We start from the raw sequence: 22,707 nt of genomic DNA on the forward strand, positions 1-22,707 counted from the left end.
TAGCGAACAGCCAGGGCGTGTTTTGCGGGGGGACGTCCACTATGATCGGCTGTTCACGCCTCGTTGCCACGAATTCGGTCCCCGGTCGACGCGTCGCTCTCTTGACGGACCGGGGAAAACTCTGCTCCCCGCAACGAAGGTTTTAATGCTACAAGACCGATGAACATCCCCCAGATCCTGGAGAGGGTCGGACTGCGGCCGACGCTTCCACGCGTTGTTGTGCTGGAGTTGTTTCAGCAGCACATTCATCATCACTTCGGCGCCGAGGAGGTCTACAAGCGACTTAATGAGACGACACGCAACGTAAGCCTCGCGAGCGTCTACTGGGCGCTTAGCCAACTCACCAGCGCGCAGCTGTTATCTGGCGTGATCATGGCAGACGGTCGGCTGGCATACGAACTGAATGACGGCCACCGGCATGACCACCTCGTGTGTTCCGTGTGTGGCGATGTCCGCGAATTTTTCGACGCCGGGATTGAAATGCGACAGCGGGAAATCGCAGGGGATTTCGGATTCGAACTTTCGGGACGCCCACTGGTTCTGTTCGGTTTCTGCGCCGAATGCCGCAAGCGCAGGGCTCGGGATAGCCGGGAAACTGGAGTGTAACAGCGGAAATCGTGTCTCGGTGCGCGGTCCCCTTTCCTATGAGCGTCACCCTGTGTCTTGCCAGATTTGGACGCGACAAAAAGAGCCGCCAAGACTCTGGCGGCGAACAGGGGGGAATTCTCCCCACAGCGTGGTAGTTAAGAATTAAGCGAAACTTAAGCGCTCAGACGGAGAGTTTTCCGATCGGGACCGGTGGACGGCGACGCGCGCCCGCTTCGTGTGACTAAGCCTTTGTTGTGTGGAAAACCCCGCGGCGGATGCCTGGTCGAAGATGCGGCCGCCCCAGCATGCTGATTGATTGTCCTGGCGGGCAGATGGCTTTGTGATTCGCAGACAGCCGGTCCGGAGACCCTGTTTGGCAGCATTCGTTGATTACCCAGCCGTTGTGTTTGTAGCTCTTCTCACACTCTTCGCCGCTGCAGTAGCGGTCGGAGCGTTCGTCCTGAGAAGAATCGCTGTGCTCACCGATAAGGAGCGGGAGGATTTCAATCTCGTCCAGACATCGACTCTCACGTTGCCGGATTGCTCATGGATTTTGCCTTTCGATGGCGGTTAATCGTTACGACACGCGAAAAAATCTGGAAGAAAAGGAAGCGAATGCGGTGGGTACAGAGTACGCAGGGCAGATCTGACGAATGCGTCGTCAAGCGCGGGCATTAAAGCTGCGCTCGTTGATTAGACGAAGTTGAGGCTGGCGGATTACCAGACTCGCGACCCGGAGGAGCTCAGACGCAGGAGCGAAGGGAAATCCCAGGACGGGTTTGTTTATCATCGTCCTGCCCGTGACGGTTGCGCTGTCACTCGCTCTGATAGCCGAGGTACGTGTTGCGATGATCGGGAAGCAGTTCGCCGCGCCGAGCGGAAACACGCTAAAAATGGACGGCAACCATCATTTGTGAAAACCGGTGGTGATCGGCGAGGTGCGCGCCGATGGCCAGTTTAACGTCGTATGGCGCTCCAGGACGACGGTCCGCGCACAGCCATGGAGTCCGTACATGTCTGGCGTCAAGGGCAAGCCCGATGTGGTGTCGAAGATTTCGGACTTTCTGTGCCGCCGGAGAGCCGCCTGACTGGCCATGCTGCGTGGTGGCTGACGTCTTCCGGGACGCCGGCATGATCGCTACCGGGATCGACCGGCTTGTGCACTACGCCACGATCTGCGGATCGATCATGGAGAGGGTATCGCCTGACGCCAGGCCGGCGTCGAAGAGTGAGTGGTACGGCGGCCCGCCAGCGAGAACGAGTCCTACGCCGGTGGATTTTGAAGCAGGCGTGACGCGTCCGCGTTGTCGTGCATGGCGGTCAACGCTGCGGGGCCCGCTGCGTGTTTGGGCTTTTGCGATTGACTCACTTGCCCTGTGTGAAAAGTCCGAGGTTCCGCGCGGGGCGAGATCATCGCATTGGACGGCTCCAGACCTTATACGCCCTCATACATGACGATGTCTCGAGGTATAGCCGCCCGTAGTATCGAACCTGCATGCACGATTTCTGCCATCGCCCCGTAGCCAATGAGGAGCACTCGATTGGTACTCACGGCTGCTTCGCAATCGGCCGCACTCTTTGTCGAAAGTCCGTAGTGAAATAGTGCCGCTCCAAGGAGCGAGAGACCTTGATCCGGGCTTTCACGGTCAGGCATGGTCTCCACTACTGAATCGAGCATGCTGACAAGATGCCCAAGCACGAAGATGCACCCGATGACGGAAAGAGGCAAGGCCGCCCGGTCGGGCAGGACATGCGCCAGATCGTCCGATAAGGTGCTACTGGTGTCCAGTTGTTGCCCCAGATAATTGGCCTCGTCCTTTCCGATGACACTATAGGTTCGGACATCGATGCCGGCGTCGATCAGTTCTCGAAAAACATGCCTGACAACGTGGTGACTGTCCAGAGTCACAATCATAATATTGTAGGGTGTCATGGTCTCCGTTCTCCAGTTCTTGGTGCATGACGCGCCGGCCGCCGCGGGCGTAGCTGACGGAGGGCGCCAGCAAAGTGCCAGTTCGCTTGTCGGCATCTGCAAATTTTTCATCGCGGGAAAATGTGTAGCTGAGCGTCGATACAGCCCGCCGCGCAACGGTATGTTGGCAGCCCATGGGCATGGCTGACCGGAGGCCGGTCGTCGACCTGCCGGATGGCTGCGTTCAGCGAACGCGGTGGAATATATGCTCTTTGAGCATGCCGCCTGATTATTAGGACACAATTAGCGGCAGGTATGCGCTGGTGGCGACGATCAACCGACGCCGCAGTGCTTCATTTTCGGAAGCAGAGCGTCTCCTCTGTCGCTACATCGCTTTGTCGTCCGTACCGGCGCCACTCAACCGGAGGACCATACGCTGTGCTGGGCGCTGAAAAAACCCGGAGCAGGTTGCCCCTTTGGCGGGCCGAAAGTTTTCTGGTGGATCGGCCCGAGCTGGCACGCACCGAAGCCGTAGATGAGAAGGACAGCCGTGAGGTCACGATGACCGGATGAAGCGCCGGCAATAGCCGACAGATAGCCCGCATTCTGATGCGCGCGACGACTTGCGATCGTTACAGGTAGTGGAGGCGATAGTCCGGCGTGACAAGGGTGCTTTCACCAAGCTCGATCAATATCACCCGGCCAGCCATGCAAGTCTAGGCGTGGGACCGCACATCAATGTTTGTTCCGTTGTTGGCCAACAGGCAAGGAAGTTCTCCGTCGAGTGGCGCCGCTCCAACTCGCACATGTCACAGCAGCCGTGACCAGCACAATAGCTCCAATCGTCAATCCTGACGGGCGCTCGTTAAGGGCAAGAAAAGCGAGCGTTGTCGCTACCGCTGGCGTCAACGCGCCTAATAGGACGCTCGTGCCGCCCCCAAGCGACGCACTGACCGCCATATGCATAGAGGCCGACGACCGCTTACAGGCTAGCACTAACAGCCGTGATCGCCTTACGCGAGACGCTATACCGGCTTTTATTTGGCCAAGGCGGAAGGCAGGGAGCCAGACAAAAGAGGTCCACGGCACTGTGCGAATACCTCATCGGTGCGACGCCCCGTAGTGAGTTGTCCTGTGCCGCCGGGCGGTATGAGTGGGTCGTTGACGGAACTCACCGCGACCTGGCCGGCACTGTTGAGCCCAGTGCTCTGGTCAACCACGGATCTGATTGGCGGCACACACGTTGGCAAGCTCAAGTGTTGCGCGAACAATCTATGTAAATAGCTGTTCGTGGGCGACAGCAAGAATGGAAGCCGACGTTGGTGTTCGACGTCGTCCTGCGGCGACCGCGCCAAGGCGCATCGGCATTACCACAGAAAATCTGACGGCTCTGTCGCAGTAAGGCGTTCCAATATGATGTACTGAAAGACGCAAAACTGAAAGCTCAATGCGCTGGTAGGTAGCCTATCCGCTTAGCCTGCGGAACCTCGAAGACATGATGGCTGAGCTCGGCGTTTCGGTCGATGATTCGATTGTGCACCGCTAGGTCATCAAGCTGCTGCCAGTGCTGGTTTCGCATCCGCGAACGGCCGGTTGGCAAGAGCTGGCGAATGGACGAGACGTACATGTGCGTCAAGGGCAAATGGCGATATCTTTACCGGCCGTCGACAAGGACGGCAACACCATCGACTTTCTACTACGCGCCCAACAGGACAAGACTGCAGCCCGGCGTCACTTTGAGAAATCGATCGCCCAGAATGGGGCACCCGAGACGGTGACCATCGACAAAAGCGACTCCAATCTTGCCGCGCTCGAAGCGATCAATGCCAATCGTGAAACGCCCATCAAGTTCCGCCACTCGAAATATCTCGATAATCTGGTCGAGCAGGACCATCGGACGATCAGGCGACGAATGCGGCCCATGTTGTGATACAAGAATTTTCGCTGTGCCCGGATCCTTGTGGCCGGCATCGAGCTGATGCACGTGATCGCGAAAGGACAGCTGAAGTTTGCTCGCGGAGCCCGTCTGTCCGCCGCTGATCAATTCTACAACCTCGCAATAAAAGCAGTATTTCAAATATGGATTTCGCTGATCCGTCGATCCTTACCGCGACAAAGCCCACGATTCTCCTCGAGAACGTCGAATCCTCCGGTGCCGATCTCATGGTCATGGGTACGCACGGGCGGGACCGGCATCGAACGTTTTCCCGGGAAGCATGGCGGAATGCGTCCTCCGGCGGGTCAGGGTCACTCTGCTGCTCGTGCGTAGGGCGAGCAGCCAGACGAGGACAGCACGCAACGCAACGTAGTTCTCCGGGATGTCCGGGCGCGTGGCGACTGACGCAATCAGCAGATCCCGACCGGAACAGACCGGTGGAAAATCGGCGAGCGGTCATTCCGGCAAACAGACGGGATTTGTCAATGCGAAATGTGGGTCGAAGCCGTCTGCTGCCTTGCGGCATCGAGCAGTGCCTCCAGCTTGACATCCATTCTCGGAAGCTCCCGCTTCAGGAAGTCCTGCAGTTCCTGAATGCGCGACTCCTCAGTCTGATCGGCGATTCTGCGCACATGATCCCGGTCCTTCGTCATGCGTCGGACTTCGATGAGCGTGGCAACTTTCAGCCTTGCCAGGCTTACCGCGTAGATCAGGGTCAGCACGCCGATTGCGATCAGGAGAATGACGCCCAACGGTGCATCAACGCTTGCCACGACCACGTTAAGCGTCGTCGGACGCGAGAATGTCGACCAGTTCAGCAGTGCGAAAAAAGCAAGCCCCGCTAGGCAAACGCCTATCATTATTGTCCTGAGTTTTCATATCGCCCTCCGGGCGTGCATTCGCTAGCGGGGTAAATCATCAATGCCGCAAGCGGCTACCGGAAAATCCAATCAGCCCATCACTTCGCGAACTAGAAAATGAGTCCCCGGGAATGCCCTTTGCGGATCGTTACCGGTCTCACTTGGGCTTTACCCTCGAAATCGGCCTTTATGCGGTGTTTGCCGGCAGGTAACCGGGCGAAGAAAAGCGGCCCATGCGAGACGACGTCGAGCGCCGCTTCGCCGCTGCTGTTCCCGGACAGTACCCGCACGTCCGAGAGGTACTCACCCCAACCCGGACGGGCAAACGTCAGCCAGAGGTTGTAGTCCTCGCGTACGCGCTCCATTGCTTGCTGCGACCCTGCACCTATGCCGCCAAAGACATACTTCACGCCAGACGCGGTAACCTGGGAGTCGAGCGCGTGGCTGGTTTCCTCCGAAAAGGCTGTGCTTGTGACAGCAATGGCGAGCGCGGCGTATGCGATCGCGACAAGCGGTTTCTTGAGTCTCATTGATTGCTCCTGCCGGTAGAGGCGAATGAGGTTCAAGAAGCGGCCGTGAAACACCGCTGCGGGACGCCTCAACAAAACTTACAATCCCATAACGCTTCTTTCAGCGTAGACCCGCCGGACACCGGGTGCAATCCGGATCGGAGGACATTTTCTGTTTCTCGCCGCGTTATACATGGGGTTGCACGAAGCGTTTGGACAGGGGATCTTACTTTGGACGGAGGAGCCGATGATTGGACGATGGCAATGGGTACTGAAGCGCATCACCAGGCGCCTGTGGTTTCGTGCGGGCCTTTTATCCGTTCTCGGCGTGGCAACTGCGTTGCTTGCCCTCGGTATCAAGGGATACATTCCGGAGAGCCTGTCGGCACATATTGGGGCTGACGCAGTCGACAATATCCTCAGCATCATCGCGTCGAGCATGCTTGCAACGACAACGTTTTCGCTGAATATCATGGTTTCAGCCTACGGATCGGCAACGAATAACGTTACACCGCGTGCGACGCCTCTTCTCGTTGAAGACGCGACCACGCAGAATGTTCTGGCGACCTTCGTCGGTTCATTCCTGTTCAGTCTTGTCGGGATCATCGCGCTCAGCACCGGGCTATATGGGAACAACGGAAGGGTCGTGATGTTCGCGGTTACGATCTGCGTAATCGCACTGATCGTCTACACGTTGTTACGGTGGATCGACCACCTTGCCCGTCTTGGGCGGCTGGGCGAAACCACTGATCGTGTCGAGGCGGCGGCGATTGCGGCGCTGGAAGATCGGGCGAGGCGACCGTTTCTTGGAGGTAATCGGCTTCTCGATGACCGCGACGTGCCCCCAATTGCGAAAGCGATCCATGCGTGCAGCGTAGGTTATGTCATGCATGTCGATATGCCGGCACTGGCCAGCCTGACTGCCCACGAAAACAGTGCGATATATGTACAGGCGATTCCGGGTTCGTTTGTCGATCCGCAGACTGTTCTGGCAAGCGTCGTGAGCACTGAGGCTGTCGATGACGAGCAGGTTCGGGCCGCGTTTTCGATTGGCGTACGCCGGTCGTTTGACCAGGATCCCAGGTTCGGCATCTCTGTGCTTACAGAGATCGCGTCGCGTGCGCTGTCGCCGGCTGTGAACGACCCGGGTACAGCCATCGATGTGATCGGCCGGGGCGTGCGGATACTTTCGATCTGGGCGCAATCAAGCGAGGTGAGGGCTGAGGCCCAGGTAGACTGTGACCGGATTTTTGTCCCCGGCCTGAAGCTGGACGATCTGTTCGACGACTTTTTCGGCCCCATCGCCCGCGACGGTGCAGGACTCGTGGAAGTGGGGATGCGACTGCAGAAGGCACTCGAGTCGCTCGGGCGGCTGGATAGCGCGGGCTATCAGGCTGCCGCTCAAAGACATTCAGACCTTGCGTTAAGACGGGCGGAACTCGCGTTGCAACTGGAGGAAGACAAAGAGGTGCTGCGCCTGCTGGCATTCAAGGTCGGCAGGACTGCACCGTAACCAGGCGCGCACGTTAGCCGCAGCATCTGCTTCGCGATTCGCACCGATTTTCTGTCGGTCGATCCACCGTCGCGTTCGGCGAAGGCTGTGGTTCGTCACCGCGAAACTCCGACCACCTCTCTCCTCGAAGCGGATTCTCAATGTTTGACATAGCTGCCATCTGTCTGGTCTTCACCGCCCTGCTTGCATATCTGAACCATCGGTTCCTTGGCCTTCCCACGACAATCGGCGTCATGGCAACGGCACTCGGCCTTTCGCTTGCAATTATCGGGCTGGATGAACTGGGCGTCGCGCACGGATTACGCGCCGCTGAAGAAAGCCTGGTGCACTCGATCCATTTTGGGGAGGTGCTATTGCAGGGCATGTTATCGCTGCTGCTCTTCGCGGGAGCGATGCACGTTGATCTGGGTAAGCTCAAGTCGTTTCGCAAGCAGATTCTTGCGCTGGCAGTGCTAAGCACCATCGCGTCCACGCTGATCGTCGGCTTCTCGCTTTGGATCCTGCTACCAGTGTTTGGCGTTGGACTTGGGCTGTCCTACTGCCTGCTGTTTGGCGCACTGATCTCACCGACCGATCCGGTCGCTGTCATGGGCATCCTGAAGTCCGCCGGCGCGCCTGCGAGTCTGGAGGTGGTCATTACCGGTGAGTCGCTGTTCAACGACGGTGTGGGGGTCGTCCTGTTCTCGTTGCTGCTTGCGATGGCAGCCAGTGGTTCCGTGCCGTCGGTGGAAACGGGATTGATTACAATGGTTCGGGAAGCTGGCGGCGGTCTGGCGTTTGGCTGGGTACTCGGGTACGTGACATACCGGTTGCTCAAGAGCGTCGATAACTATCAGGTCGAAGTGCTGCTTACACTGGCATCAGTCATCGGAGGCTATGCTCTCGCCAGCCACCTTCACGTTTCAGGGCCGCTTGCCATGGTAGTAGCGGGCGTAATGACAGGTAACCGCGCTCGGGCGCACGCGATGTCGGACACGACGCTCCGCTACGTCGACATGTTCTGGGAGTTGGTTGATGAGATTCTCAATGCGGTGCTTTTTGTGCTGATCGGCATGGAGGTATTGTCGATTTCCTTTGACGGTAGAATCCTCCTGGCAGGCGTCGCGGCCGCTGTTGTAGCCTTGCTTGCCCGCCTGTTAACGGTGGGGCTGCCGGTCGCGGTTCTCGGTCGTGCCGTACGTCTGCCTGCCGGCTCCTGGCTTGTGCTCACCTGGGGCGGCTTGCGCGGCGGCATTTCGGTCGCACTGGCCCTGTCAATTCCGTCAGGGGCCGAGCGGGATGTAGTTCTCGCTCTGACATACTGCGTCGTCGTAGCCTCGATCCTGGGTCAGGGACTCACGGTTGGGCGCGTTGTTCGTCGCGCCGTCGGGTTAAAAGCGTAGCCCCTGTCGAAGCAGTCAACGCGGACTCTTCGGTTTGCTCATTGAGAGCCGTCAAATACGTCAGGCCGCCGCTCTACCGGTTCGCTGGTCGCTATTGCGCCACAGCCCAGAAGACCAGGGTTGAGGCGTCTGGCTCGATGTTCAAGCGTTCTCGCCTCTTATGACACGGTTCATGCCTGAAGCTCATGAAAGGCGGCGCCCCGGTTTCTGCCATCCCCCTTCGTGCTATACAGTGCCACGTCTGCGGCGCTGATCACAACTGTTACATCGTCATCACGACAGGCATCCAGCTCGCCATACCGATGCTTGCCGTCAAGCGTCCATGCTCACTGCGCGTGCCTGATATCCAATGCACCGATTGCGGCCCGGATCCCCTGGTCCCGGGTCCGGCGGTTGTTCAACCTAGTCGGTGTAACGGTCCTCGCGAGCAGCCGCAATTCAGACTCGGCACGTGTACGTCGAAGGAGTTGGGCACGGCGACGCGGACATCTTTGCCAAGTGGGCTCAGAACGGATTTCGCGGCAAGCTGGACAGGCTTTTCACACGAAGCTGGACACGGATTTCACGGCAAGCTGGACAGCGATTTCGCACCAGGCTGGACAGTGAGGTTGAAGCGCCCGACACAACTCCTTCTCGGCCAGAGGGACTCGCTCGTTTTCGATGGCCTGCCGGTACTCTTCCGCCAGATCTGGCGTCACCGACAAAACGGATTCGCTGCCTGCCAGCGCCACGACAGGATTGACGCCCGCCCGGATCAAGTCGCGGCAACACGTTGTTATCGAAGTAAAGGTTCATGTCGCCGCCCTCATTTAGTTCCATCTATTTCTTGAGAATCGCCAGACATAACTGCCCGCTTTCGGGCGCGTCGGCTAACCGGCGATGGCGCTTCTTGGCCGAACAGAGGCCGACGACGACCGGCTCTTGTCGACCCCTATGCTCAGGTCGCAACTATGCACAGATGGTCGGCGGCCGATGACGCCGCCCCAATCATGGCGGAGTGTGGGCAAGTCGAACGCGTAAAGATCTGGACATAGTTTGTGTCTGAGGATGCAGTGGTGGTCCCACTTCTGGAGATCATCATGGGCATCGTTCGCCGTTCCCACCTCGCTGACATAGACCTTTTCCCCGACGGGCCGATCGGGCCATGCGTTGGTGCGTTCAAGCAGTACCTGAACCAACGCCGGTACGCTGCAAAGACGGTTGTTACCTATCTTCGCTGCATCACGCATTTCGCCCGATGGGCGCATTTCGGGCACCGTCGGCGGCAAGGGATCGACGAAGTGTTGATCGCTGAGTTTCTCGACGAGCATTTGCCGCAGTGCGAATGCCCCGGCCCCATCCGACGCGATCGGGGTGACCACAGTGCAGCGCTAGGACATCTGCTCGTAGTGTTGCGCGCGCAGGGCGTCATCGCGGTGCCCGCAAACCGCGCGACACCGGTAGATGAGGAACTGCGCCGCTACGACGAGTACATGGATCACGTGCGCGGCCTGGCGCCTAAGACGCGGAGCATAGCTTTGCGCATCGTCGGACGGTTGCTGACGGCTCGTTTCGGCAAGGGTGCCGTAGACGTCGCCGCAATCAAACCCGAGCACGTTCGGCGTTTCTTTGCCGGTCAAGCGAAGCTCTACAGCAAACCGGCGAATGCTGGGTCGGTCGTGGCATCTCTGCGGGGCTACTTTCGCTATCGCGCCTCGCTCGGCGATCTTGTCCACGGACTGATTGGCGCGGTGTCCTATCCTGTTAACTGGTCGCTGTCCTCGTTGCCCAAGTCGCTGACGGCGGAAGAGGTCGAACGGTTGATCAGATCGCTCGACCAACAGGGCCGCTCGATGAGACGAGCCGACGCCATCGTGCGATGTGCGCTCGACCTCGGACTGCGCAGCGGCGAGATCGCCCGTCTCAGCCTAGACGATATCGACTGGCAAGCCGGTACGCTCGTCTTGCGGCACACCAAGGGACGCCGCGAGGATATGCTGCCGCTACCCGCCACTACCGGCGAAGCCATCGCGGCCTACCTTGAGCAGGAGCGTCCCAAGACTTCCAATCGGGCCATCTTTGTCCGCCATATTGCGCCGCGCGACCAACCTGCCGGCACCGATCTCGTCCGCAAGACGATCCGCCAAGCCTTCACCCGCGCCGGCCTTCCTTACACACGCTCGCATCTGCTGCGCCACACGATGGCGAACCGCTTGCTAGCCAGTGGCTCCTCGCTGAAGGAAGTCGCGGACGTCCTGCGTCACCGCTCGCTGAACACGACTCTGATCTATGCCAAGCTCGACAGTCGCAAGTTGGTCGAGGTCGCGCTGCCATGGCCGGGGAGCGCAGCATGAGCACGCCGACCTCTATGCAAGCACGCGTCGAACAGTTTCTAGTCGAGCGTCGCCAACTGGGATTCTCCGATGACGGCTACGTCCTGCGCAGCTTCGCGCGCCATGTCCACGCTGCCGGTCATCGCGGCGCCTTAACGGTGGAACTCATGGCCGCTTGGGCCCGAAGCGACCGCCGCGAAGGCAATGACCCACGGACCTGGGCGCGACGGCTGAAGAGGCTGCGCACGTTCCTGCGCTGGCTGCAGCAGTTCGAGCCACGCACCGAGGTACCCGACGATTCGATCTTCGGACGGTTGCCGCAGCGGCAAGCGCCCCACATCTTCAGCGAAGAAGAGATAGTCGACCTACTTGCTCGCTCGCGCCGACTTGGGCCTTCGCCGGCGCTCCGCGGCGCCGTCTACGAAACGCTGTTTGGATTGATCGCCGCCACGGGGCTGCGGATCGGCGAGGCGCTGGCGCTGTGCAACGACGATGTTGATCTCAAGGACGGGATGCTGACCATCCGTCGGACCAAGTTCGGCAAGTCGCGCCAGGTTCCTATGCACCCAAGCACCGTGGGTTGCTTGCGCCGGTATTGCTTGCAGCGCGACTTGACTGAGGGGACGCCGGCGGAAGATGGCCCATTCTTCGTCGGCACCCGCGGTCGACGACGAGGTCTGCCACTCGGCGTGCGTCAAGTGCATCGCGTCTTCCGCGACCTAAGCCAGCAGCTAGGCTGGGCCAACCGCGGAGCGCACCATGCCCCACGCATTCATGACCTGCGGCATACCTTCGTCGTGCGCCGCATTGTGGAGTGGCAGGCCCACGGCGTAGACATTGATCAGGCCATGCTGTCGCTGTCGACCTACGTGGGACATACGATGGTTACCAACACCTACTGGTACCTCTCGGCGGTGCCCGAGTTGATGGCGCTGGCCGCCGTACGTTTCGAGTCGTCTACGGCCAAGTGGGAGGTGCAAGATGCGTGAGACACTAGCCCCTAAGCAGCCATCGTTCGCTGCGCTGGTCCAGACATTCTTTACGGAATACCTGGTCGCGCAGCGGGCGCTCAGTCCGCAGACAGTGGCCTGTTACCGCGATGCCTTGCTGCTGTTTCTGCACTTCGCCTGCCGTCAGCTCGGCAAAGAGCCGACCACGATGCGGCTGGCCGACATCCAACCCAATCTGATTCTGGCCTTCCTTGACTATCTGGAGCAGGATCGGAAGAACTCGGTTCGCAGCCGCAACTTGCGGCTCACCGCACTGCGCGCGTTCCTGAAGTTCGCCGGCCGCCGCGACGTGGCGTCGTTGCACTGCGTCGAGCGCGCACTGGCAGTGCCGATGAAGCGTTTCGAGCGGCCGATGCTGAACTACCTCACGCGTGCGGAGATGGTGGCCGTACTCGGCCAGCCGGGCGAGAGTTGGTCCTCGCGACGCGATCACTTGCTACTGACAATGCTCTACAACACGGGGGCGCGTGTTTCCGAGATTATCGGAGTACGGGTCGTCGATGTGGTCCTCGACGGTGCAGCGTGTGTGCATCTGCGCGGCAAAGGGCGCAAGCTTCGATCGATTCCCCTATGGGACGCCACCGTCGCCGAAATTCGCAGTTGGTTGCGATCGAATTCAGCGATGCGCGGCGAAGCCGCTTTGCTGCCCAACCGGGATGGGCAGGCGATGTCGCGCTCCAACGTCGCGCAACGCCTGGATCTTGCTGTGAGCCGCGCGAGTGTGGAACAACCCAGCCTTCTTAAGAAGCGCATCTCACCGCACATCTTGAGACATACAACCGCGATGCACCTGTTGCAGGCTGACGTTCCATTCAACGTAATCGCCTTGTGGCTCGGCCACGAGAGCCCGATGACAACCCATCGCTACGTTGAAGCCGACCTCGCGATGAAGGAGAAAGCGCTTGGTCGGCTGGAGGCGCCCGATGCAAGGATCCGCCGGTATCAGGCACCGGACGCGTTGATTCGATTCCTGCGGACGCTGTAACTATGCGTAGGTTGTGCCAGCCCCGACCGCGCCCCTCAAGGGGCCGACCTCACTCGCGATGACCATCTGCGCATAGTTGCGACCTGAGCATAGGGGTCGACAAGGGAAGTTCGCGCCGGGTTCGGCCAAGAGCGGACTTCCGTTGGAGTCAGCTCGGAGACATAGGGGCGACTGCTTCGCCAGCCGAAGTGGCCAATCGGCACCTTCCTGTTCACGATTGATGGAAAGCATCAACGTCATGGCTGTCAAGCTGATCTGGATTGACAACTGCCACTTGCCAAGATGCCGTCGTGCGGATCTGACTAAGATTACGCGTGCCGTGATATGGCGGAAAACGACACGGTGACGTTGATTCGGCACCATTTCCCACTATGATACGTTCGTTAATCTCGATTGATAGGTATCACGGCGTATGTTCAACGAGTCAAGCATTGCAAAGACTGTAGGCTTCGGTCCGATTGTGCGCTACAGAAGCTACTGGGCGGGCCATTTCTATTCTGTTTTGTCTTGCCTGCGTTACCACAAGGGCCTGGAATATCCCGGGAACAAGATGACGACTCTCGGTGTGGAGGATTGGAGCCTTTCTGAGCTAAGGGGTTCAGCACCCCCGAATTTTTTCGAGAAAATAGATCGCTATATGGCAAATTGGGGATTTCAATATCTCATGGCATCGCTGCTAAATACGCGATCGGCTCGCCCCGTTGTAGAGACGTTAATTTTCGAGATCGAGCGACTTTGGAATGTCACGTTCGATAAAGCAATTGATAGCTATATGTTTTACGTATCAGGGCGTGATTCCGATTTATCAAGTGGCTTGAATTTGCGCTTCACGGATGTATTTCCATCTGAAGATACCTTGAGTGATGGTGAAAAGAGAAAGGTGATCGCAGATTCCGATTTATGTTTAATTTTGAAAAAATTTGACCGCCTTGACAGTGTAGGTATCTTCGGCGAAGTTGAAGGGCTGAAGGGAGATCAAATTTTGCTCGACTCATTTTGGAAACGTAAAAGCCAGTATTGCGTCTATGCGTTTGGCGTCAGAAAGGAGCAGGGGGCGGCGGTTCACTACCAGATTGTTTACCTAGACGGCCTGTATCGGGTATTGATTACCTTTCAGGCGGATCATTTTGTGGTCGGCGATTTTCGATCCACACTATGGTGGATTCACTATCTATTTCAAAATGGACCACTAAGAAAAGTAAATATACAAGATGAGGAAATCGGTTATTTTTACAGTATTCTTCAACGCAACTGGAATCAACCGATCTCAAACGTTTTGGCGCTGATCGAGCAGCATATGGGGCAAGACGATGTCGTGGAGTCGGTGCCAGGTGCCTCACCCATAATTACGAACCTAGCATCAAAGTAATTTCTACGATTTTCGAGATCCACGTATATATGAACGGCCGCTTGGTCTCGAGAACCGCCTTTGAGTTCGCAACTGGTCGAAAGGCAGCTAAGGGTCGAAAATGTGAGTTCGCCGATGTAGAAAGCTGCCGTTCCGTTCCGCTGTGTGGTGCCGTGACCGTCAGCAATTCGCCACTTCCGTAAAGACTCACCTCAGAGATCAATTTCGAACCGACGCACGCAACTAGTCAGTATGACTCCGCGAGGTAGAGGCTGGCCCGCCGTGAGGACTCAAACGCGGGTTAGTATTTCTGCCAGAGCCGCACGGTGTGGACAGGGCCACACCCGGCGATATCCATCACGGAGGCCAGCGTGGAAAACGATAGCACACTGTACGTAGGGCTCGACGTTCACAAGGATTCGATCACGGTGGCNGGCTTCCGATGGCACCTATGCCATGAGCACCACTAGTCAGTATGACTCCGCGAGGTAGAGGCTGGCCCGCCGTGAGGACTCAAACGCGGGTTAGTATTTCTGCCAGAGCCGCACGGTGTGGACAGGGCCACACCCGGCGATATCCATCACGGAGGCCAGCGTGGAAAACGATAGCACACTGTACGTAGGGCTCGACGTTCACAAGGATTCGATCACGGTGGCCTATGCGCTGGGCACAGGCGAGGTCGAACTGCTCGGCAAGATTGGCACGACGAAGACGGATATTGATCGCCTGTGTAAGCGCCTGCAATCGAAGGCGCGGCACATCCGCATCGTCTACGAGGCGGGCCCGTGCGGCTATGGACTTTACCGTCAGCTCGTGCAGAAAGGATTCGACTGCATGGTGTGCGCGCCGTCGCTGATTCCGAAAAAGCCGGGCGATCGGGTCAAGACTGACCGGCGTGATGCGATCAAGCTGGTGCGGTCGCTGCGCGCCGGCGACCTGTCAGCGGTGTACGTGCCAAGCGTGGAAGACGAAGCATTCCGCGATCTGGCTCGCGCGTGGGTCAGCGCCAAGGACGATCTTAAGCGTGCCCGGCAACGGCTGAAGGCCTTTCTGCTCCTGCATGGCGTGCGCTATGCAGGCCGCGCCGACTGGGGACCTGCGCACCGGCGCTGGCTGAGCGCCTATGCTTTCGACAGCGTTTGGCAGCAACTGGCGTTCGAGGAGTATCGGCGCACGATCGAGGATCGCCTGGCGCAATGCGACCGGCTGGAGGCCGCGTTGCGCGAGGCCGTCGTCAACTGGCGATTCTATCCTGCCGTGCTGGGCCTGCAGACGATGCGGGGCGTCCAGTTCACCACGGCAGTGGGCATGCTCGCCGAGCTCGGGGATCTGTCACGCTTCGCCCACCCGCGCCAGCTGATGGCCTGGCTGGGGGTGACGCCGTCCGAACACTCGTCGGGCGACAAGCGCCGTCAGGGCAGCATCACCAAGAATGGCAACAGCTATGCAAGAAAGTTGCTGGTGGAAGCGGCCTGGAGTTACCAGCACCCGGCCCGCGTGAGTCCCGAAATCCAGCGCCGCCACGAAGGCATCCCCAAGCCCATCGTTGACCGCGCCTGGGACGCGCAGGTGCGCCTGTGCCGGCGCTACCGGAAGCTCGTTGCGCGCGGCAAGCAGAAGAATATTGCGGTGGTCGCGGTCGCTCGTGAACTCGCCGGTTTCATCTGGGACATCAGCCAGCTCGCCATGTCGCTCGCCGTACGGCCCGAGGTGCGCATGGCGTAACCCAACCCTTGAGCAACACGTGAATCAACCTCACCACCCGAGCAAGAGTTTCCTGAAGGCGGCGTAGCCCGGCACCCGAGCAACCCGCGAGACAGTTAGGCAACGGATTTCATTCGACTTGCGGCACTAGATGGCGGCAGGCTCGCTGGGCGGACTTCTGTAATGCGGTAACCAACCCGCGGATATCAGCATGATCCACCGTCGAGATTTACTGCTACGTCGCCCTCAGGAAATTCAGATGGCAGCTCAAAACCCAAAACTGATCCCCTCTTGACAAGCGGAGTCATATCAACTGTCCAGCGCTCCTGCATCCCCCTCAACTGCAAACCCGTCTCCAGGTGTGGCGAGAGAGATCTATNCAGGCTCGCTGGGCGGACTTCTGTAATGCGGTAACCAACCCGCGGATATCAGCATGATCCACCGTCGAGATTTACTGCTACGTCGCCCTCAGGAAATTCAGATGGCAGCTCAAAACCCAAAACTGATCCCCTCTTGACAAGCGGAGTCATATCAACTGTGCGCCAGGATCTGCTGCACTCACGGTGCCGGGGTACACCACGCCAGGCGGAGCGCCATTGATGGCCGTTGCGGTTCCTCCGCAGGGTTCGCGCGTCATCAACGGCGTGGTCAACATCGATCCGCTGACCACGTTGCTATCCTATGACGTGGCCGGCCTGGCGTCGTCTGCAGCGCTTCCGTCCACGAGCGGCCAGGTGCTGGCGTTGCTGTCGCAGATTACCGCGACGCAATATCTGCAGGCGAAGGCCAATATTCTGACGGCGTCGCTACTACAAGCCTTGAGTGCCAACGGCGTGAGCACGACGGGATTTGATCCCACAACGACACCGTTTGTCGCTAACGGCCAGGAGCTGGACGGATTCTTTGACGGCAATCCTTTGTCCGCCCCGACGCCTTCCAGCGTGCAGATCGCAGCGCCCGCATCGGCGGGTCCGCTGGTCAAGGTTACGTTGCCTACGACGATCGGCAGTCAGTCTTCGGTCACCTCGGTCTCGTCCTACACGCTCGGAGGCAGAGTTTCCGGGCTGTCAGGCGGAACGCTGACATTGCTGCTCAATGGCGGCAGCGCCTACACGATTCACTCCGATGGCACGTTTACGTTTCCGGTGGAGATCAGCAGCACCTACACCATCACCGTCGGCACGCAACCTTCCGGGAAGACCTGCACGGTATCCAATGGTATGGGCGCTGGCGTTATCGCCAATGTCTCGAACGTTGGCGTGACCTGTTCAACCAACACCTACGCTATCGGTGGCGCGGTCTCGGGCCTGGCTGCCGGCAGCCAGGTCACGCTGAGCAACAACGGCGCGGATCCAACAATTGTCACGACCAATGGCAGTTTCACATTCGGCACACCCGTGGCCTATAACAGCGGCTACACGGTCACAGTCGGTATCCAACCCACTGGACAAACCTGCACCGTGTCCAATGGCGCGGGCCTGGGCGTCACCGCGAATATTTCGAACGTGAGCGTGACCTGCTCAGCGAATACCTACACCATTAGTGGCGCGGTCTCGGGCCTGGCTAGCGGCACTCAGGTCACGCTGACTAATAATGCAGCCGATCCAACCACTGTCACAGTCAACGGCAGCTTCACCTTTGCGACGCCGGTGGCTTACAACGGCAGCTACGCCGTCGCAATCGGCACTCAGCCCGCCGGGCAGACCTGCACCGTCGCCAACGGCTCGGGCGCGGGTGTTAGCGGCAATGTGACGAGCGTTGCCGTGAGTTGTGTGACTACCCCTACCAAAACCAGTTTCATTTACCTACCCGACTACGATAACAACCGGATACTGGGATACAGCTACAACCATACGACCGGGGCCGTAGGGGCTGCAGCCGGTGGAGTTTTTCCGGCCGGTACCTATCCGCGTTGGGTTACCACCAACTCTGCAGGCACTTTCCTGTACGCAGCCAACAACAATTCGAACAATATTTCCGCCTACACCGTCAATGCCACGACCGGCGCGCTAACCCAAGTGGCCGGCAGCCCATTTGCATCAGGGACTTCGCCCAATGGCATGGTCGTAAACCCAGCAGGCACACTGCTGTTCGTGGCCAATTCGAACGGCCCAAGCGTGTCGGTATATTCAATCAACCAGACGAACGGTGCACTTACCCCAGTTGGCTCCCCCTACACAGTCGGCTCGGCGCCTACCCGCCTCGCGATTACGCCCAGCGGCCAGTTTCTGTATGTGCTGAACCAGAATAGTCACGACATCTCGGGTTTCGCAGTGGACTCCACGACCGGAGTGCTGACCCCCATCAGCGGTGGCCCCTTCAGCGACACCGGCGCGGTCAACCAGGGCGGCTACGGTATTACCATCAATCCTGCTGGGACGGTGCTATACGTGGTGAACTGGGAGGCCAACATCACGGCACTCGCCATCGACGCGACGAGCGGGGCGTTGACTCCGGTGAGCGGCAGCCCATTCACAGCCACGGCAAACTACACCGGATGGGGCTGGCAGAGTGCATCCCTGAGCCCGGATGGCAAACTGCTGTTCGCCAGCACCGGCAACGGCGGCCACCTGCTGACGTATTCGGTCGACGCGACCACTGGCGCGCTGACCCAGTTGACCTCTGACAGCTACGGAGCCTACGGTAACGCGGGCACCAATTTCACTGTTCCCGACCCTACGGGTAAATATCTGTATGTGAGTAACGCGTTGGCGATCTACGGATCGATCGTTTCGATCGATCCGGCCACCGGGGCTCTGCAGGACCTGGCCGGCAGCCCGTTCGGCGTCGGCGCGCGCCCCTTCGATCTCGCCGTAGTCAATCCCTGACGCGCGCTGTGTTGGCCGCACTGGGCCCGCCGGCATAAAGTCCGGCGGGCTCAGTGCGGCGATTTGTCGAAGGTGCCCAATGCAGTCAGACGACACTCCAATGGTGACGGCATTCGCAACGTGTGCCGTCGCTTCGTGATGATATGCCGGGACCTGAATCTGTTCGCACAAGCGGTCGTAGCCACTGACGACAGCAAGTTCAAACTGGATCGTCAGCTTGACGCGATGACAATACGGCGACGAACGGTCGAACACGTGTTTGGCACGCTGAAGCATTGGATGGCCTCAACCCACTTCCGGATGCGCAAGCTTGGGAACGTCTCGATTGAAATGAGCTTGCATGTGCTGGCATAGAACCTCGAACGCGTCATCAGGATTCACGGATTTGCAAAGACACTGCGAGCGATGGAGCTTGCAGCCGCGCAGTCTCACACCTGCCTATGCTTGCCGGGGTGGCGCAATCAGTTCAGTCGTAGACAAAAGGAAGTTGCGAAGGCGCGGCCTCACCAGACGCTCGACAAACCGCCGGCTCACGCGTTTTTACACGGTCTCGGCGAGGAACAGTCATTCGACACATCGGCCTGATTCGCCGACAATCCGCTGATCTGACCATCCAATCTTCATCAATGTCGATCGACGTTCCGGGAACCGAAGGTTATGCCGCATATGCCGCGGCCTTGGCTAACGCTTGGCGCAAGATTTCGTTCCGAGACCTCCACCAACCCGTTCTGCACCTGATACCGACGGCACCTTCGCGCATCCTCGACGTGGGGGCCGGCATGGGCCGCGACGCTGCCGCATTGGCATCGATGGGGCACTCGGTGGTAGCGGTTGAGCCCGTCGACGAACTGCGGGCTGCCGCGATCAACTTCTATCCGGCTTCCAGCGTAGTCTGGCTCGACGACAGCCTTCCAGAACTCCGCCTCGTCCGGGAGCGGGAGCACGCGTTCAATGTTGTCATGGTTACTGCAGTGTGGATGCACCTCGACGAAGCCCAGCGTCGCCGGGGGATGGGCACCATCTCTGATCTGTTAGACGAAGGCGGCCTCGTCATCATGTCGTTGCGCCACGGGCCGTTCCCTACGGGGCGGCGCATGTTTGTCGTCTCCGCCGCGGACACGATCAGGCTTGCCGAAGCCCATCATCTGCAACTTCTGCTCAATGTTTGCAGCGACTCAGCCCAGCAATCAAACCGGAGCGTGGGAGTCAGCTGGACGCGGCTTGTTTTCCGGAAGTGAGGATCCGTGTGGCGGCGACCGCGCGCGGCGACTGCAGGCCAGAAGCGGTCGATCGATCTCGCACGATGGATGTCCGCTTCGGGCGCGGCATCCGCTTTGGCTTGAGACAATGTGCTAGCGTGTTTAAGCCGGCCACAAGCGAAAGTCCTGCGCACCTCAAATCGATATCCAATGCGCACCACCTATAGCGCAATCTTCTCCAACAACAGCCGCATCGCCGCGGGAATCGGCGCGATCACTGGAACCGAGAACTGCATCTCGAGTTCCTTTGCCGCCTGCCCCAACGGTCCGCCGCCGATGACAACCGCCTCCGCGCGATCCTCGTCGATACAAGCGGCGACGGCCACCGCCAGTGCTTCCAGCAACCGCGCCGGATCCGCGGCTAGTGCGAGCGGATCGCCGCTCGTCAGCCGGATGCCGGTGTAGTGCACCCCGACGCCGAGCGCGTGCACTTTTGCATTGATCGGCACGACCAGGTCCGGCGTCACCGTGGCGATGCCAAAGCGCCGGCCGCCCTGCGCCGCTTCCAGAATCGACGCTTCACATATGCCAACCACCGGTACGTCGACGATCGCCCGCAGCGCATCGATGCCCGGATCGCCGAACGCACTGATCACGATGCCCTGGGCGGTGCCTCGGTGCTGGAGGCCGATCTCCACCACGCCCGCTGCGGCGGCTTCGAGTTGCGGCGCGCTCAGGATCATCGGTTCGCCGCGCGGCGCGCTCACACCGCGTACCACGAAGCCGCGCGGCGCTTCGGCCTGCGCGATGTCGACCATCATCGCGGTGGTCGCCTTCGACGTATTCGGGTTGATCAGCAGGATGTCGTGCATGGTGCGGTGGCTCCGTTTGGGGTGGCACTCAGGCGTGGCTCGGCGCCGTGCCCGAGCCGAGCTCCGGCTCGGCCGCCGTTTCGTCGAGGCGATGCCCATAGGTTTCCGGCGCAAGCTGGATGCAGGCGGTGAAGATCGCGTACATCACCGCGATCATGCCGAACACGCCCGCCACGCCGCTTGTGTCGAACATGCGGCCCGAGATGAGCGGCATTAGCGCGCCGGCCGTCGTGCCGGTCGCAAGAATGAAGGACGTGCCGAAGGCGCGCACGCGAGTTGGAAAAAGTTCCGGCGCGTAAATCCAGATGGTTGTATTGAGCATCAGCACGAAGAACTGGAAGAGTGCGCCGCAGGCGAGCACCAGCACGATGTTCTTCGCGAGAAATCCGAACGCGAGCGCGGCGAGACACGCGAGCACCGCGCCGATCGTCAGCACGCGCTTGCGCGGCAGGTGATAGCCGAGCAGCGAGGCCGCGAGCGTGCCGGCGAAGCTGCCGCCCTGCATGATCAGCGTATAGACGAGGCTCCGCGTGATCGTATAACCCTGCGCGACGAGGATGGTCGGCATCAATGTGAGCACGGAAATCTGCGCGCCGTAGGTCATCCAGATCGCGATGCCGACCGACGCGGTGCGGCGCAGCAGCTTGCCGCGGAAGATGTCGAGCACGTTGGCGCGCGAGGTCGCCGGGTCCGACAGATCGTCGCCGGAGATGTAGGCGGTGACGGGCGCTGTGCCGGAGAGCTTGCCACTTGCGAGCGTCGACAGCACGTTATTGGTTTCGGCGATGCGGCCTTTGGACAGCAGGAAGCGCGGCGTCTCCGGAATCAGGCGGCGATAGAACGCGCCGAGAAGCGCCGGCAGCACGAGGCAGGCGAAGAGCCATCGCCAGCCATCGACGCCCGGAAAGATAGCGAACACCAGCAAGCCGAACGCGGGCGCGAGGAAGTTGCCGAGGCCGCCCGCGCCGACATTCACGAGACCCACCGCCGTGCCGCGAAACTTCTGTGAGCAGAACTCCGCGAGCATGGTCACGGCCACCGCTACTTCGCCGCCCAGCCCGAAGCCGACGATCGCGCGACCAACGCACAGCAGCAGAAACGACGGCGCAAGTGCGCAGGCGATCGCACCCAGCGTGAAGAGCAGCAGATCAGCCGTCAGCATCATGCGGCGGCCCCAGCGATCGGCGATATAACCCGAGACGAGCCGCCCTAGCGCGGCCGCCGCGAACGTAACGGTGTTCAGCAGGCCGATGTCGGTAGCTGTCAGCCCCCATTGCTGGCGCAGTAGCGGCGCGATCAGGCCGATGGAGTTCTGCTCGAAGCTGTCGAACAGACAGCCGATCAGAATCAGACCGATGATGGTTTTATGCGCCGGCGTAACGCCGATGCCATCGAGCGCGCGATCGAGCTGCGCGGAACCTGCGAACGACGAGTCAGACTGCACGGGACCGCTCATGATCGTTTCTCCGGGTTGGAGCGCGGCGAGGGCAGCAGCGCTTGGATGAGACGATCCTATGATTTCAATTTACGGGTTTCAAGGAAATTTAAATTTCACCCGATCCGTTTCAGTTTAGGGGGGTGTAACGCCAGACAGACGGGCAATTGCACTGCACCAACGTGAACCGATGGCGCGTGTTGAGGAGGGTTTGAGGCACAAGCAACGTGCGGGGAACTCGACGATTTCACCGGAAAGCGGCGGGTGGCCGCTAGGCTGTGGTTGCGTGCGCCAACGCGGTGCAACATCGGTTG

General features: G+C 59.7%; 16 protein-coding genes and 3 pseudogenes. 14 read left to right on the plus strand and 5 right to left on the minus strand.

Annotation, left to right across the window (positions count from 1 at the left end):
* Positions 1–159: 159 nt before the first annotated feature.
* Both AC57B1_RS09325 and AC57B1_RS09330 read left to right on the plus strand, forming a co-directional pair.
* A complete protein-coding gene (locus AC57B1_RS09325; protein ID WP_496417340.1) occupies positions 160–606 on the plus strand; it encodes a Fur family transcriptional regulator in 447 nt (148 codons plus the stop codon).
* A gap of 809 nt (positions 607–1,415) precedes the next feature.
* Positions 1,416–1,676: pseudogene (locus tag AC57B1_RS09330) on the plus strand (transporter substrate-binding protein); the annotation flags it as partial.
* A 347-nt stretch (positions 1,677–2,023) separates the two neighbouring features.
* Here AC57B1_RS09330 and AC57B1_RS09335 read toward each other — a convergent pair.
* The gene (locus tag AC57B1_RS09335; protein ID WP_496417341.1) at positions 2,024–2,521 is read right to left on the minus strand and encodes a hypothetical protein; all 498 of its coding nucleotides are present in this window, start codon (positions 2,519–2,521) and stop codon (positions 2,024–2,026) included.
* 1,269 nt (positions 2,522–3,790) lie between these two features.
* Between AC57B1_RS09335 and AC57B1_RS09340 the strand changes: the two genes are divergently transcribed.
* Together AC57B1_RS09340 and AC57B1_RS09345 are read left to right on the plus strand one after the other, a co-directional pair.
* Positions 3,791–3,925 carry a CGNR zinc finger domain-containing protein gene (locus AC57B1_RS09340; RefSeq protein WP_496417342.1) on the plus strand — a complete coding sequence of 45 codons (135 nt, stop codon included), beginning with the start codon at positions 3,791–3,793 and terminating at the stop codon, positions 3,923–3,925.
* 34 nt (positions 3,926–3,959) lie between these two features.
* Positions 3,960–4,559: pseudogene (locus tag AC57B1_RS09345) on the plus strand (IS6 family transposase); the annotation flags it as partial.
* Positions 4,560–4,918: 359 nt separating this feature from the next.
* Here AC57B1_RS09345 and AC57B1_RS09350 read toward each other — a convergent pair.
* Positions 4,919–5,215: a hypothetical protein gene (locus AC57B1_RS09350; protein WP_496417343.1), complete on the minus strand. Its 297-nt coding sequence runs from the start codon at positions 5,213–5,215 to the stop codon at positions 4,919–4,921.
* A 191-nt stretch (positions 5,216–5,406) separates the two neighbouring features.
* A complete protein-coding gene (locus AC57B1_RS09355; protein WP_496417344.1) occupies positions 5,407–5,826 on the minus strand; it encodes a hypothetical protein in 420 nt (139 codons plus the stop codon).
* A gap of 226 nt (positions 5,827–6,052) precedes the next feature.
* Between AC57B1_RS09355 and AC57B1_RS09360 the strand changes: the two genes are divergently transcribed.
* From AC57B1_RS09360 to AC57B1_RS09405, 10 genes and pseudogenes are all read left to right on the plus strand, one after another.
* On the plus strand, positions 6,053–7,318 hold the full coding sequence (locus AC57B1_RS09360) for a DUF2254 domain-containing protein (protein ID WP_496417345.1): 1,266 nt from the start codon (positions 6,053–6,055) through the stop codon (positions 7,316–7,318).
* 140 nt (positions 7,319–7,458) lie between these two features.
* Complete coding sequence (locus AC57B1_RS09365; RefSeq protein ID WP_496417346.1) at positions 7,459–8,700, plus strand: cation:proton antiporter; 1,242 nt, start codon at positions 7,459–7,461, stop codon at positions 8,698–8,700.
* Positions 8,701–9,779: 1,079 nt separating this feature from the next.
* The gene (locus tag AC57B1_RS09370) at positions 9,780–11,033 is read left to right on the plus strand and encodes a site-specific integrase (protein WP_007176178.1); all 1,254 of its coding nucleotides are present in this window, start codon (positions 9,780–9,782) and stop codon (positions 11,031–11,033) included.
* Positions 11,030–12,001, plus strand: coding sequence for a tyrosine-type recombinase/integrase (locus AC57B1_RS09375; protein WP_035517005.1), 972 nt, complete (start codon positions 11,030–11,032; stop codon positions 11,999–12,001). The genes AC57B1_RS09370 and AC57B1_RS09375 overlap by 4 nt, the downstream gene beginning before the upstream one ends.
* Positions 11,994–13,007 carry a tyrosine-type recombinase/integrase gene (locus AC57B1_RS09380; protein ID WP_007176180.1) on the plus strand — a complete coding sequence of 338 codons (1,014 nt, stop codon included), beginning with the start codon at positions 11,994–11,996 and terminating at the stop codon, positions 13,005–13,007. The genes AC57B1_RS09375 and AC57B1_RS09380 overlap by 8 nt, the downstream gene beginning before the upstream one ends.
* 412 nt (positions 13,008–13,419) lie before the next feature.
* A complete protein-coding gene (locus AC57B1_RS09385; RefSeq protein WP_496417347.1) occupies positions 13,420–14,376 on the plus strand; it encodes a hypothetical protein in 957 nt (318 codons plus the stop codon).
* Between the two features lie 573 nt (positions 14,377–14,949).
* Positions 14,950–16,080: an IS110 family RNA-guided transposase gene (locus AC57B1_RS09390; RefSeq protein WP_244744679.1), complete on the plus strand. Its 1,131-nt coding sequence runs from the start codon at positions 14,950–14,952 to the stop codon at positions 16,078–16,080.
* Between the two features lie 578 nt (positions 16,081–16,658).
* Positions 16,659–18,887, plus strand: a complete 2,229-nt coding sequence (locus tag AC57B1_RS09395) for a beta-propeller fold lactonase family protein (RefSeq protein ID WP_496417348.1) — start codon at positions 16,659–16,661, stop codon at positions 18,885–18,887.
* A gap of 201 nt (positions 18,888–19,088) precedes the next feature.
* Positions 19,089–19,310 (plus strand): annotated as a pseudogene (locus AC57B1_RS09400) (transposase); the annotation flags it as partial.
* Positions 19,311–19,513: 203 nt separating this feature from the next.
* On the plus strand, positions 19,514–20,125 hold the full coding sequence (locus AC57B1_RS09405) for a class I SAM-dependent methyltransferase (RefSeq protein WP_496417349.1): 612 nt from the start codon (positions 19,514–19,516) through the stop codon (positions 20,123–20,125).
* 182 nt (positions 20,126–20,307) lie between these two features.
* Here AC57B1_RS09405 and AC57B1_RS09410 read toward each other — a convergent pair whose 3' ends face one another.
* Both AC57B1_RS09410 and AC57B1_RS09415 read right to left on the minus strand, forming a co-directional pair.
* Positions 20,308–20,958 carry an aspartate/glutamate racemase family protein gene (locus AC57B1_RS09410; protein WP_496417350.1) on the minus strand — a complete coding sequence of 217 codons (651 nt, stop codon included), beginning with the start codon at positions 20,956–20,958 and terminating at the stop codon, positions 20,308–20,310.
* A 28-nt stretch (positions 20,959–20,986) separates the two neighbouring features.
* On the minus strand, positions 20,987–22,414 hold the full coding sequence (locus tag AC57B1_RS09415; protein ID WP_408351227.1) for an MFS transporter: 1,428 nt from the start codon (positions 22,412–22,414) through the stop codon (positions 20,987–20,989).
* Between the last annotated feature and the right edge of the window lie 293 nt (positions 22,415–22,707).

Source organism: Paraburkholderia sp. BGA-UO-ETr-F21 (genome assembly GCF_059567925.1).

Excerpts from the sequence above, each read along its gene's own strand:
- AC57B1_RS09325 (WP_496417340.1), top strand. The coding sequence starts at position 160 with ATGAACATCCCCCAGATCCTGGAGAGGGTCGGACTGCGGCCGACGCTT.
- AC57B1_RS09335 (WP_496417341.1), bottom strand. The coding sequence starts at position 2,521 with ATGACACCCTACAATATTATGATTGTGACTCTGGACAGTCACCACGTT.
- AC57B1_RS09355 (WP_496417344.1), bottom strand. The coding sequence starts at position 5,826 with ATGAGACTCAAGAAACCGCTTGTCGCGATCGCATACGCCGCGCTCGCC.
- AC57B1_RS09360 (WP_496417345.1), top strand. The coding sequence starts at position 6,053 with ATGATTGGACGATGGCAATGGGTACTGAAGCGCATCACCAGGCGCCTG.
- AC57B1_RS09365 (WP_496417346.1), top strand. The coding sequence starts at position 7,459 with ATGTTTGACATAGCTGCCATCTGTCTGGTCTTCACCGCCCTGCTTGCA.
- AC57B1_RS09370 (WP_007176178.1), top strand. The coding sequence starts at position 9,780 with ATGGGCATCGTTCGCCGTTCCCACCTCGCTGACATAGACCTTTTCCCC.
- AC57B1_RS09375 (WP_035517005.1), top strand. The coding sequence starts at position 11,030 with ATGAGCACGCCGACCTCTATGCAAGCACGCGTCGAACAGTTTCTAGTC.
- AC57B1_RS09380 (WP_007176180.1), top strand. The coding sequence starts at position 11,994 with ATGCGTGAGACACTAGCCCCTAAGCAGCCATCGTTCGCTGCGCTGGTC.
- AC57B1_RS09385 (WP_496417347.1), top strand. The coding sequence starts at position 13,420 with ATGTTCAACGAGTCAAGCATTGCAAAGACTGTAGGCTTCGGTCCGATT.
- AC57B1_RS09395 (WP_496417348.1), top strand. The coding sequence starts at position 16,659 with ATGGCCGTTGCGGTTCCTCCGCAGGGTTCGCGCGTCATCAACGGCGTG.
- AC57B1_RS09405 (WP_496417349.1), top strand. The coding sequence starts at position 19,514 with ATGTCGATCGACGTTCCGGGAACCGAAGGTTATGCCGCATATGCCGCG.
- AC57B1_RS09410 (WP_496417350.1), bottom strand. The coding sequence starts at position 20,958 with ATGCACGACATCCTGCTGATCAACCCGAATACGTCGAAGGCGACCACC.
- AC57B1_RS09415 (WP_408351227.1), bottom strand. The coding sequence starts at position 22,414 with ATGAGCGGTCCCGTGCAGTCTGACTCGTCGTTCGCAGGTTCCGCGCAG.